8 protein-coding genes are annotated in these 12,576 nt (G+C 55.6%); 3 read left to right on the top strand and 5 right to left on the bottom strand.

All coding sequences use genetic code 11. The features are described from left to right. Window positions 1-24 precede the first annotated feature (24 nt). A complete protein-coding gene (locus SSKA14_RS02790) occupies window positions 25-1,089 on the bottom strand; it encodes an SDR family oxidoreductase (RefSeq protein ID WP_008266446.1) in 1,065 nt (354 codons plus the stop codon). A 276-nt stretch (window positions 1,090-1,365) separates the two neighbouring features. Between SSKA14_RS02790 and SSKA14_RS02785 the strand changes: the two genes are divergently transcribed. From SSKA14_RS02785 to SSKA14_RS23930, 3 genes are all read left to right on the top strand, one after another. After that, entirely contained in the window at window positions 1,366-2,280 is a 915-nt protein-coding gene (locus SSKA14_RS02785) for a LysR family transcriptional regulator (protein WP_032962204.1), read from the top strand. A 585-nt stretch (window positions 2,281-2,865) separates the two neighbouring features. Next, window positions 2,866-5,034: an SIR2 family protein gene (locus SSKA14_RS23935; RefSeq protein ID WP_197573146.1), complete on the top strand. Its 2,169-nt coding sequence runs from the start codon at window positions 2,866-2,868 to the stop codon at window positions 5,032-5,034. Window positions 5,035-5,541: 507 nt separating this feature from the next. Next, window positions 5,542-6,690: a hypothetical protein gene (locus SSKA14_RS23930; RefSeq protein ID WP_148565003.1), complete on the top strand. Its 1,149-nt coding sequence runs from the start codon at window positions 5,542-5,544 to the stop codon at window positions 6,688-6,690. A 42-nt stretch (window positions 6,691-6,732) separates the two neighbouring features. On the opposite strand, the gene SSKA14_RS02775 is transcribed toward SSKA14_RS23930, so the two are convergent. The 4 genes from SSKA14_RS02775 to SSKA14_RS23710 are packed head-to-tail and all read right to left on the bottom strand — an operon-like array spanning window position 6,733 to window position 12,567. Further along, window positions 6,733-7,239: a hypothetical protein gene (locus tag SSKA14_RS02775; protein ID WP_049459868.1), complete on the bottom strand. Its 507-nt coding sequence runs from the start codon at window positions 7,237-7,239 to the stop codon at window positions 6,733-6,735. Beyond that, complete coding sequence (locus SSKA14_RS23720) at window positions 7,236-9,239, bottom strand: hypothetical protein (RefSeq protein WP_125899103.1); 2,004 nt, start codon at window positions 9,237-9,239, stop codon at window positions 7,236-7,238. The genes SSKA14_RS02775 and SSKA14_RS23720 overlap by 4 nt, the downstream gene beginning before the upstream one ends. Next, entirely contained in the window at window positions 9,239-11,236 is a 1,998-nt protein-coding gene (locus SSKA14_RS23715; protein ID WP_125899102.1) for a hypothetical protein, read from the bottom strand. Before SSKA14_RS23715 ends, SSKA14_RS23720 begins: the two co-directional genes overlap by 1 nt. Beyond that, window positions 11,233-12,567, bottom strand: a complete 1,335-nt coding sequence (locus SSKA14_RS23710; RefSeq protein WP_125899101.1) for a site-specific integrase — start codon at window positions 12,565-12,567, stop codon at window positions 11,233-11,235. Before SSKA14_RS23710 ends, SSKA14_RS23715 begins: the two co-directional genes overlap by 4 nt. Window positions 12,568-12,576 lie beyond the last annotated feature (9 nt).

Below are 12,576 nucleotides of genomic sequence, written 5' to 3'. Positions count from 1 at the left end.
AGTTGGGGTCGTCTGTGACGCAAGTTAGGGGCGTGCAGCGCCACCTTCGGCCCCATACACCTGGCCGTTCGCATAACTGGCGTCGCTTGCCGCAAGTTGGACGAAGATTGAACCCAGCTCAGCAGGCTGACCTGCGCGTCCTAGCGGCTTGTCCCCCCCGAAGTTCGGAATCTTCTCGGATGCAGTCCCGCCACTGATCTGCAACGGAGTCCAGATAGGACCTGGAGCAACTCCGTTTACCCGAATCCCCTTAGGGCCAAGCTGCTTAGCCATCGAGCGAACGTAGCTAACCTGCGCACTCTTCGTCATCGCATAGTCGACCAGGTAGGGGGACGGATCGTAGCCCTGCTCAGACGTAGTAACGATGATGACGCTTCCAGGCGGAAGAGACACACGCAGTGCCTCTTGGGTCATCCATACCATTGCATTGATGTTGGTAAGGAAGGTGTTCTCGAGGTGTTCGTCGGTAATCTTTAGAATGTCCGGCTCCTGCTGCTGATACGCCGCGTTCAGCACCAAGGTGTCGATCGAGCCCAACGCCGATGCCGCCTTGCGCACAAGATCCAGGCAAAAGTCTTTGCTGCGAATATCACCAGGTAAAGCGTATGCCTGACGGCCGGTTGCGCGTATCAGCGCAATAACTTCACGCGCATCTTCCTCTTCTTCAGGCAAATAGTTGATGGCCACATCGGCACCCTCGCGGGCGTATGCAATGGCAGCGGCCCGACCGATTCCTGAGTCTCCTCCCGTAATCAGTGCCTTGCGGCCTTCAAGGCGCCGATTGCCTCGATAGGTTTTCTCACCGTGGTCCGGCAGCGGACGCATCTTCGACGCAAGCCCCGGCCAAGGCTGTTCTTGGCGCGGGTAGGGTGGCCGAGGATATGCCTGCCGAGGGTCGATCAGGCCGGCTCGCGGGCGGCCCTGACCCTGCGCCTCCGAGAGTACCGCAGCGGGCACAGCACCGAATGCCGAGGAAGCAGCAATTCCGCTGGCGATGGCCACACTGCTTCCCGCAATAAACTGTCTGCGGCCGATGACCGGCGTGGCTTCATCGTCGTGCTCAGGCAAATCACTATTCGAATTTGACATGTTCATCCCAGTTGATTGGTCACTCTGGCCCAAGCAAATTTGAGTACAGCGACCGTGGAGGAGACGCAACTTTACTGCGGCGAACATGCGCAAGTAGCAATTTTATTGCTGAAGTTCTTTCAATTCAGAAATGATCGAAAGCGTCGACGGCGCAGCTTCTTGCCATGCCATCCTCGGCGATAATGGGGAAGCATCTGCACTGCGTTCGATCCATAAATCATGCTTTGTGCGGCGGATCATTGGCACGTTTAGTAATCGATACCCGGGTGAAGTGTCTTGAAAGGTGATCTAGAGAGAATAAGCATTTCAGATCTAGCTGCGTTCATCGAGATCGCTCGGCATGGATCAATGCGCGCCGCCGCCCTCGAACTTGGCTTATCTGCCTCAGCTCTAAGTCACGCCTTAAAGCGGCTGGAAGATCGACTGGGTGTGCGTCTCGTTAATCGTACGACCCGTGCGCTTTCGATCACCGTTGAAGGACGCGAACTGGAACGCTATGCAGCCACTGGCCTAGATACAATTGGAGAGGGTCTAGCCGCGATTCGGGCTCGGAAGCAGTCAGAGATCCAGATGCTCAAGATCTCGCTATCACACGATGCGGCGCGCCTCCTACTCTGGCCAGTGCTGTGGAGCTTTCAGCAACGCTGGCCTAACGTCCATCTTGATCTAGTGATAGAAGAACGCCTGGTGGACTTAGTAGCGGAAGGCTTTGACGGCGGCATTCGATACGGTGACCGAGTGCCAGAGGGGATGGTTGGTCTGGAGCTTACACATCCGCTTAAGTGGGTGGTCGTGGCAGCGCCCAGCTATCTGCAACATGCTGGGAGACCTGAGAATCCAAGCGATCTGCGGCGGCATGTTTGTATTGAGAACAGAATCGGCGACGGCTCAATCTATCGCTGGGAACTTGGCGACGGTGATCGTATGGTCAAGGTAATTCCCAGCGGAATGCTGAGGGTGAGCAGCACCGACTCTCTGCTCGCTGCAACGTTGCAGGGATTGGGGTTGGCATACTGTCTGGAACTCAGAGTGCAGGACGAAATCTCGTCCGGCGCACTTGAAGTTGTGATGCCAGACTGGGCATCAATGGGCGCACCATTCATGCTGTACTACCCCACTCGTCGCCAATCCCTGCCCGGCCTCAAGGGGCTAGCGGAGGTAATTCGGACACAGATGATCGATGCATGCTAAAACATGCTCCAAACTATGGAGTTGGGATCGACATGAATGGTCTGCCAACGTACTCCATCACCAGTTCGATACCGGAGTGCTCTCCAGACTCTCCCTCTGGATCACATATGTAGGTTGCTGTGAGGCAATGAGAGCGCTTCTTGCCACCGGCATCAGACAGAGCCAGTCCGGAGGACTCCGAGAATGGATGCCCTGGACTCGCTAGTTCCATAAGCACCTCGTCCATATGAGTGGGTATCGGAATGCAGTCCCTTCATATGGAAGCGTTCAATTGCCAACCACTGTTGAGGCGCTGAAGTTGCGGTCCTCCGCTGTGGTTGGCTTTAACATTCCTAAACGCGGATGAGACCAAAAACCCTACCTTCAATACTGCCACATCAGCACGAGTTCGAAGCCGAATTTACTGAAGAATGATTGGCACTGCCACGACGAGGCGTTGAGCGGGCTCGGACAGATCTCACCTCTTGGACCATCAGACTGAATCCGCACAAACTTCAAAAGAAGAACTTAATTGGACGCTGCGATTGGCCAATTCCATCTGATTTGAACCTACACTCTGTTCGAGAGCATTCAGAGGGAGTTGCAATGCAGTTCATCGTCGACGGGCCAGACATCCCAGAAGCACTTCTACAGGCACACGAAGAAGGACGAGTAGTCTTCTTCTGCGGCGCCGGAGTCTCCTACCCGTCAGGACTACCTGGTTTCAAAGGACTGGTTGAGCAAATCTATGCGTCGAATGGGACATCATTCACGGACATCGAGCGTGCCGCCTTCGATCATTCAAAGTTCGACGCGACTCTCGATCTACTTGAAAGGCGACTGCCTGGGCAGCGATTGGCGGTTCGGCGCGCCCTAGCGAAATCGTTGAGACCCAAGCTTCGTCGGAAGGGAGCAATTGACACCCAAGCAGCGCTTCTTCGGTTAGCACGAAGCCGGGATGGCGCGTTGCGGTTGGTGACTACCAACTTCGATCGAACCTTCCACGCGGCGGCGAAGCGCATGGGCCAACCATTTCCGGCCTATCCCGCTCCAATGCTGCCGATCCCTAAGAGCAGCCGCTGGGATGGGCTTGTCTTTCTGCATGGCCTGCTTCCGGAGAGTGAGGATGATGCAGCACTCCATCGACTAGTGGCCACCAGTGGTGACTTCGGCTTGGCTTACTTGACCGAACGCTGGGCCGCGCGGTTCGTCAGCGAACTTTTTCGCAACTATGTCGTTTGCTTCATTGGATACAGCATTGACGATCCGGTCCTCCGGTACATGATGGACGCATTAGCAGCAGATCGAATGCTCGGTGAGGTTACCCCGCAGGCGTGGGCGTTCGGAGATTGCGAAGCCGGGAAAGAGCATCTGAAGACTATTGAATGGGAAGCTAAGGGCGTTAGACCTATCCTCTACAGGGTTCAGCCTGCTACCCATGACCACTCTGCGTTGCACGACACAATCAGGACTTGGGCAGATGTCTATCGCGATGGAGTTCAAGGTAAAGAGGCCATTGTTGCGAAGCACGCCATGGCCCAACCTCAGGACAGCACGCTCCAGGACGATTTTGTTGGACGAATGCTGTGGGCTCTTTCAGACAAGTCAGGCCTCCCCGCGAAGCGCTTCGCGGAGTTCAATCCAGTTCCCCCGCTTGAGTGGCTCCTCGAGGCATTTTCCCATGAGCGATTCTTGCAGAGGGATCTAGCCCGCTTTGGCTTCTCCTCGGTTAAGGAGGAGGATGCAGAACTCAGATTCAGCTTGGTTCGTAGGCCTGCGCCTTATGATCACGCTCCTCCTATGACACTGGCGTCTTCTGGAAGTATGGCCAGCCGATGGGATGGATTGATGTTCCAGCTCGCACGCTGGCTTGTGCGTCATCTGGACGATCCACGATTGATCATATGGATTGCAGAGCGTGGCGGGCAGATGGATAGTCGCTGGATCTCTCTAGTCGACTCCGAACTTGAGCGTCTGGCCACACTGGAACGGGATGGCAAAGTCTCGGAGCTGGATCTTATTCGCCTGGACGCCCCAAAGGGTGTGCCCGATCCAAAGATGCGAACTCTTTGGAGAATCGTGCTCGGTGGCCGACTCAAGACCCCACTGTCAGGGGGGCTGCTATATCGTTGGATCAAGCGTCTTAGACGTGAGGGACTGAACACGTCTCTTCGGATGGAACTTCGTAGCCTTCTCAGCCCAAAGATCACACTAAGGCGTCCATTTGTTTGGGACGGCGAAGTGGCCGATGGTGCAGACGAGACAGTGCGAATTAAGCAGTTGGTTGACTGGGACCTTGTGCTTGCGGAGGACAATGTACATGCGGTCCTCCAGGATCAGTCTAAGGGTGAGTGGGAGAAGGCACTCCCGCTCCTGCATTCGGACCTACAGCAACTGCTCTGTGACGCGCTGGGCCTTCTTCGAGATCTAGGAGAGGCAGATGACCTTGTCGATAGATCCTACTGGGACCTTCCATCAATCACGCCCCATTGGCAGAACCGGTCCTTCCGAGACTGGGTTAGCCTGATTGAACTGCTACGCGACGCTTGGTTAGCAGTTCGAGCTACGGATGAGTCGAGATCCACGCTCATGGCTCAGGCATGGTTCGAGATCCCGTATCCCACATTCAAGCGGCTGGCATTGTTTGCGGCCAGCCAGGACAATTGCATCGAGCAGGAGCAGTGGGTCGATTGGCTGCTACTGGATGAGGGGCGGTGGCTGTGGTCGCAGTGCACCGCACGCGAAGTGCTGAGGCTTCTTGTTCTCCAGGGGTGAATTCTAGACAACGCGTCTCAAGCACGCTTGGAGAATGTCATCTTGGCAGGACCTCCCCGCGAGATGTATCGCGATGATCTGGAGTCCGAACGCTGGGATCGCCTGGTTGCTCGCGCAGTATGGATTCGTCTAGCGAAGCTGGAGTCCTCGGGCCTACATCTTGGTGTGTCTGCAGCAAGGCGCCTAGCGGAGATATCCATCGCGCATCCTGAGTTGAGATTGGACCCTAACGAGAAGGACGAATTCTCACACTGGATGAGCGGCACCGGAGATCCGGATTTCGAGGACGGCAGAGAGGTCGATGTCGCCCCTCGCACTCGCAAGGAGCTAGTTGAATGGCTTGAATCGCCGAGGCCTGCCCATAGACCGTTCTATGAGGACACTTGGCGGGATGTCTGCCGTACTCGCTTCTTCCATAGCCTTGCCGCGCTCTGCGACCTCGCTCACCAAGACGTCTGGCCCGCAGTTCGGTGGCGCGAGGCGCTTCAGGTTTGGTCGGACGATTCAATGGCAGCCCGCTCCTGGCAGTACGCATCGCCTTTGGTACTGCTAATGCCTGATGAAGTTCTGTCCGAGATCGCACCTGCAGTAGCGTGGTGGATGGAGGCCACTTCAAGAAGCGGCGCGAATCGCGAGAACCTCCTATTGACTCTCGCCGGTCGAGTGCTTGCGCTTCCGATCCCCTTGAGTAGTGGCATGACAAGGAACGGCGAGCCAATCGATAACCCTGTCTCGGAGGCGATTAATCACCCCATTGGGCATGCCACGCGCGCCTTGCTCAATCTATGGTTCAAGAGGGCGCCCAACGATGGAGACCTACTTCCCCCTGAACTTAAGGCGGCATTTTCCGCCATATGCGATGTTGAAGTAGATCGATTCCGCCATGGCAGGGTGTTGCTCGCATCTAGACTCATCGCCCTGTATCGCGTAGACCGGGCGTGGACCGAAGCGACGCTACTACCGCTCTTCGATTGGTCCAACCCTGTCGAAGCGAAAGCAGCCTGGGAAGGATTTCTTTGGTCACCGCGACTGTACCAGCCATTGATGGTGGCATTGAAGTCGCAGTTCCTATTGACGGCCGGTCACTACGCCGACCTTGGTGAACACCGAGGACAGTTCTCTGCTTTCCTAACGCACTCAGCCCTAGGGCAATTGGAAGGCTACTCTCGGGACGACTTTAGATCTGCATTGGGCAAGCTTCCACAGGATGGACTGGAGAAGTCCGCACAATCGCTCTCCCAAGCACTGGAGGCCGCAGGCGATCAACGCGAAGACTTCTGGAGAAATCGAGTCCAACCCTTCTGGCAGGAGATTTGGCCAAAATCGCGCAATCTAGCTACACCCAGCATTGCTGCCTCCTTAGCTCGACTCGCCATCGCGGCCCGGGTTGAGTTCCCTTCCGCATTGAAGGCGGTACGTGACTGGCTTCAGCCGGTAGCGAATTCGGACTACATCGTCCATCTTCTACTAGAATCTGGCCTTTGTAGCCAGTCGCCAACTGAGGCTTTAGATTTGCTGGGTGCCGTTGTTGGATCCCAACAATGGGCGCCTCTAGGACTGAATGAATGCCTAGCTCAAGTAAGGGCCGCCGCTCCCGACCTAGAGCGAAACAACCAGTTTCATCGACTTGAGGAGCTGGTGCGAACGCGCTCCTAAGAGTTCTGGCGGGGCATCATTCGAAGCTTGCGAGATGCCCTATTACGAACTCGCTTTTCTCCTTCTCCCGCTCTCGATTCCAACCACCCTTGAGCCCGCCTCGCGCTGCTTCTTGATCTGTGACTTCAGCTCAGAAATCTCCTTCTTCAAGGCGGCGATCTTTGCATCTCGCTGCACCACCTCGATCGAGTACATGTTCTTGAACTGCGCAGAAATACCGTCGTACCTCTCTTTCCATCCCAGCCTTTGTGAGTAGGACTTTCGTCTGGCGGCCTTCACGCTCGTAGGAACGTCCACTCGAAGTTTCGTGAGCCAGGCCTGCACCTCGAGCTTTGTGGTGCCGGCATGCTTCTCTCCGTGCAGCGATACCGCTGTTACCTTTGCCCGCCGACACAGCTCTGCAACATTCAGCCGACCAGAGTTCCGTGGATACACTCCGTCGTTCTCCGATATCTCCCTGTCAATCTCGGCCATAGTTGATCGAAGGCGTGCAACGAACGCCTCCGTCCGCTCCTTTCCAAGCTCGGCAAGACTCTTCTTTTGTCTCATTTCAGAAGTACCACATTGGGTACGAGGCGCGTCAGCAAACTGCTCTTCGAGAAGTATTCGTCCACCTTCTTCCACCTGCCGAGCACGGACTTGATCTGCCCCCGGAACTGAGCAATGAGCATAACGTCATCATCCACGAAAGCGTGCTCTAGCAACTCAAGATTGTACTGAACTGTCTCGATGGCCTGAACAACGCTTCTGGACGCCTTATCCTCGTCGTCAGGGAGAATCAACTGATTCTCACATGCAGGATGACAGTAGTGTGGATTAGCCTGACCATGCCCCTTGTTGCAAAGGCCTCCATCGGTGAAGTTCGTACACACTATTCCTGGTGCGACAACTGCCCAAGAAGAGCCCTCAGCAGTCATCGCGCGGGCGAACTCCCTGATGTTCTGCGGATCAAGGGCGGACTTACCCAGCCGGCGCGCGAACAGCGCCACACGCCCCCGTAGCTTCTCTGCGCCGGCCCCCTGAACCTCATCAGCCTTATTGATCGCCTCCACTCCCTTTAGAATAAGCATCTCACGTACAACTTGCTGTACTTCGGAAAGAATTCCTGGATCCGAAAGTATGTAGCGCATGATTGTCATTTGTTCATCCCTGTGCCCAAAGACATCCATCAAAATCTTTGGCGCATGGACAAGCGCTAGAGCAACAATTCGAGCGAGGGTCTTTCGGAATCGATGCGGGTTCATACCACCATCGGTGAGCCAGCGCTCCAGGCCAAGTATCTCCACGAAGCTATTGAACACATGCGCAAGGCTCGGCACCTTATCTGGATATCTTGGGGAAACCCACAGGCCGTTCCCCTTTAGGCCGTGGTGCCGTCGAAAAATGTTCGCTAGGCGCTCTTGCTGCAGAATCGCTTGAATGGCAATTGACGGCGCTGGCGCTTCACTCTGCCTCCCTCCGGGATTCTCAAACTTCCAGGTTCTGAACTCGTAAACACTGGAACCACCTCGCTTGCCAAGCGAGCCGATCTGCATCGTTAGCAGTTCACCATGTCGGGGACCGCCAGAAAGAGCCACCGGAAAAGCGTGTGCACCCTGTAGAACCACTATCAGGCGCAAGGCCTGGGGTAACGTCCGAGGCGGCCATGCGACGGTTTTTCCACTTCGCCCGGATTTCATCGAAAATTGAAGCGGGGCATCCCTAAGCGGCTCCCCGTCAGGCCCCCGCCATTCCCATGACCGGATCACAGCATTGCTTACGCGAGCAGCTCGGCGACTGGGAGATGGCGAGGGACCGTCTTTCAGATCACGAGTAGTTTCAGTAGCGGCGAGTGCGGCCTCTACGGCATCCAACAAAGTAGGACCAACGACTTCGATCATCACCAGTGCCATCGAGCCTGCTTCAGAGACGAACTCATCTGAGTATGGCTGATGAGGTTTCGCTATGCTGACCGGGATTGTATGCTCAGGTTCACCCGTTCGATCTCGCGCAGCCTTCATTCCATGAACCGTTGGACGCATGGGCGCGGGGCCATCGGGAAGACACCCCAGTCGGTGGTAGTACTCAACCACCCCAAGGCAGTCAGAGTACTTCTGCGTCAGGCCAGCGCGTTCGACCAGGCTCCAGAGTCTCTTGGAGCTTGGACGTACATTTGTACGCTGGATCGCCCTCTTAAGATTGGCAATGAGCGTCCGGATCGTTGTGTATCTATACACCTTCCCGGTTTTGCCTGGAATTATCGCCATCGTGATCGCCAGCCTCATAAGCTCTCGAACTACGAAGGGTGAGTGCTTCCCCTTGCACGTCTTGCCCCTTCCAGAATAGAGCCTTAGATCGAGATCAGAGGTCCGTAGGCCAGACTGATGTTCGTCGTCAATACGAAGAACGCCCCAGTTGTCCCCCATTCCAACAAGCTTCTGAAGCTGCTTCAGCTTTGCCTCCGGCGCCAACCTCAGCTCATTCGGACTAATCGACAGTAGCGACACCTCCACGTCAGGAGCTAGGAGTTCATGGTTGCCTGCTACTAGAGACCGGTTGACCATTTTCATCAGTGCTGCCCTGCGAAGTAGATTGGCATGTGCTCACCGGAGGCTATCCTTGCCGCCCACTTATCAATGGCGAACTTCACTGCATCTGCTGGCCATTGAAGAACGGTTAGGCGAAGCCGCGCCAGGTCACTTGCATCTGATCCAGCATCGAACCGAACCATTCCTACGGAGGTCCGAACTGCCTCTAGCTCTGCCACACGCCGGCAGATGAAGTCCAGGCTGTCCGTGAACACAAAACAGTTGGGGCAGCCGCTGGAAGCACACCTATGCTGCTGGACGCATAGAGTGCATCCATCTCTCGGATTGCCTGGATCAATGACTGCTGGCGGGCTGTAAGGATCTGCACATCCGCTTCCGTCGTAGGTCTTATGACGGCGTGCTTGATTCAGCTTTTCGATCTCGGCTTCACTGACGTCCAACTTTGCGAGCTTCGCCCTCGTCAAGGCTACGTCGAACACACGATTGACCCGAAGCTGGGAGAACAAGTCATCAATCACTTCGGACACAAGCGAGAAGGATTCCTCAAAAGAAGATCTTCGGTAGCCATAGTGCCTAGTGGTCATGAGGTTCTTGTGACCAAGTAGTACCATCATTACCCAGTTCGAGTATTGAGAATCCTTGAAGATCGCAGCCGCGGCGACATCTCTGAACTGTCCAATTGACATGGTCTCGGAAGCTGTACGGGTGCCGTCATCGAGTTGCTCTATCAGAGAGGCGAGCCAGTTGTTTGCAGTTCGAGTTGTGCGGGGATTTACTACATACACCCCTTGTCGCCGTCCGCGCACTGTTACGCCCACCCATGGACTACGAGCGACAACGTCTGGGAGAGGGCACAGGCGCGGGTTTCTTTCGATATGGCCTCGAAGCCCTTCTGTCCGCTTCAGAAGAAGCTCAACTAACGAATGACAGCCCGTCGCATCGCCTACCCGTGACACAGTCCATTGCGCGGTCCCTTTGGCCCGGTCCTTAGGCGCATAGATCCATGCATGCTGCTCATCATAGACTGCCGTCCAGTCGCTCAAGTTCATGGATGCTGCGGTTGCGGGGTTCCAGGCGCTCCGCGCTACAAAGAGCAGGAAGAAAATTGAGACATCTGCGCTAGTAGGATAGGTTCCGGCAACCAGATCGTGCCAGCCGACCTCGCTTCCTGATCGTTCGTGGTCATCGGGGTAGTGCGCCCACCAGCTTGGGAGTCTTTTGATGCGCTTGCCGAAGATCGCCAACAACTGAGATCGCCGAGGCACTGGATTTCCCGTCAGCCTTATGAGCGCGCGATAGGTCGCGTGCGCATCCGCTTCCGTACATACGAAGTCGGGGGCATTCATGAACTCAGGATTCTCTCTGTACAACTCGATCAGATCGCGTCCTTGAGGAATGAGTCTGTCCGTTCTCCTCCACCGCTGTAGAACCTTCAGTGCCTCCGCTCGTAGCAGCCTAATGACGGCCAATCCGTGCTCTTCGGATGGGGTCTCGCGGCGATTCGAGGCTATCCTGAAAACTGGAAGTACTAGCTCTGGAAGTTCATGGTAGCTAATCGCGGTCTTTATAATCGCGCGGACGACGGCAGCTCTGCTGTCCATAGTGGCATCCCATGCACCCTCCGGACCCGGGCTTGTGTAGAGGGCAACGTGCCGGGATGTCAGATCGCGAAGTCTAACCACCCGTTTGAATGGAATTCCATTTGAGGCCATGTATCCCTCAAGTGCATCGAGGAATCTCCAGAAGGACACCAGTGCCCCCCTTCTTGCAGCTGCACCGTCTGATGCGATGCCTTCAATACTCGCGCTCAGCGTAGGCCATAGATCGCGCAGCAGCTCCGGCCTACCAGTGAATCCCCCCTTCCAGGAATGCCTGACTGCGGCAATGGGCGGGGCATCACTTGCACCAGTCGCCAGAATCGAGAAGTCATAGATCTTCCCCGTGCTAATGAGGTCCGGATGTGTACAGGGCACCACCCATTTCCCAGGCATTCCCCCTGTATCTTCACGCGCTCTCACGTCAATGCCTCGTCGATGATCGCATTCCAACGAATTGCTGGATGCCCTCGATCACGACCAATTTTGGCTACCGCAGCGCGCAAGTATTGCATCGTCGTGCGCTCATCAACGTGCCCCATAAGCGGACTGAGAAGCATCTTTACCTGTCCGGCCATGAGCCCATGCAACCAACCGAAGTCAGCACCACTCAGCTCTGAGTTGCCTGCGAGGGCCAACTGCGCCCGCGTCAGGGCGCAGATCTTCTCCACCGCAAAATGGTGCCTTCCTGTATGAGGGTGCCATCCTTTGGGACAATGCCGATCGGAAGTCCAAATCCGGCGAAGCATCTCATTGCTCACAGGTCGGTTCACACCTTCTCCAAGCCACAGACGATCTGTCCGCTTGGTGTGTTTCCTATCACCAATGTGATATCTCGTCAGCTGGGTCGGTCGAATCACCGAAATGTAGTGCCAGATCCTTTCGGCAAGATCTAGTGGCACAAATACCGTACGCCATCTTGTGCCAAGGTCTGACCCAGGACTGACCTTGCCTCCCTTAGTGCCATACTTGAGCACTAGCGGAACCTCACCAGCCAATATCCAGTCGGGTTGCCAGTTGGTTCTCTCGCTCGTTCTTTTTGCTGGAAAACAGGTGACCCGTAGTTGATTGGCTTCCGAGATCCTGAGGCCAGAACGGATGATCAGCTCGAAGATCAGAATTTTTACGGGCGCACGCACCGAAATCGACTTCAACCACATCTCAACCTCCCTGTCAGGAGGGAGGATGATCGGAGCTTCCGGCGCAGTTAGAGACCCGATCCGCACAGTCTTTGAGCGCAGTGTTCCGCTTTGCGAGCTTGTGGGCGATATGTAGGTGTATGCAACTTTTCTTACAGGTATCTGCATGGGCAGGCGATAGCCGCGCTCGCTGGCCCAGGTCAGAAATAGACACGCCTCATTGACGTAGAGGTTAACTGTAGCGGGATCCAACTGCCTCCCACTCGGGGAGCCGTCTCCACTCAGGAGTGCCGGCTGATACTGATGAAGGATATTCTCGTTGTAGGAAATTTCTCGCCAATCAGTGGCTTGGTCTATGCACCATTCGAGAAAAATAGAAAGCCTTGCGGCCATGTTTCTTCGCGAGCGCAAGGTTGGGATGGGCCCGTAAAAGAGCTCACTCTCAGCTTTTGCTTTTGATCGGTCGCGAGGAAGTTGCCATTCCCCGTTGCTGCGCTCATCGAGGTAGCGGTTGGCTTCAATTGGGTATGAGCCATCGTCACCGATCAGAATCGGTACATGCTGCAACTTAGGCGCGTGTGCAAAGGCTCCCTCAGGGGGCATAACCACTTGCATCGGATTGAC

The organism is Stenotrophomonas sp. SKA14 (assembly GCF_000158575.1).
Taxonomy (GTDB): Bacteria; Pseudomonadota; Gammaproteobacteria; order Xanthomonadales; family Xanthomonadaceae; genus Stenotrophomonas; species Stenotrophomonas forensis.
The sequence above is the reverse complement of the archived record's forward strand: the minus strand, read 5'-3'. Positions and strand labels throughout refer to the sequence as shown.

Bases quoted from the DNA above. Each gene is read 5' to 3' on its own strand.
- SSKA14_RS02790 (WP_008266446.1), bottom strand. From the start codon at position 1,089: ATGTCAAATTCGAATAGTGATTTGCCTGAGCACGACGATGAAGCCACG.
- SSKA14_RS23935 (WP_197573146.1), top strand. From the start codon at position 2,866: ATGCAGTTCATCGTCGACGGGCCAGACATCCCAGAAGCACTTCTACAG.
- SSKA14_RS23930 (WP_148565003.1), top strand. From the start codon at position 5,542: ATGGCAGCCCGCTCCTGGCAGTACGCATCGCCTTTGGTACTGCTAATG.
- SSKA14_RS02775 (WP_049459868.1), bottom strand. From the start codon at position 7,239: ATGAGACAAAAGAAGAGTCTTGCCGAGCTTGGAAAGGAGCGGACGGAG.
- SSKA14_RS23720 (WP_125899103.1), bottom strand. From the start codon at position 9,239: ATGAAAATGGTCAACCGGTCTCTAGTAGCAGGCAACCATGAACTCCTA.
- SSKA14_RS23710 (WP_125899101.1), bottom strand. From the start codon at position 12,567: ATGCAAGTGGTTATGCCCCCTGAGGGAGCCTTTGCACACGCGCCTAAG.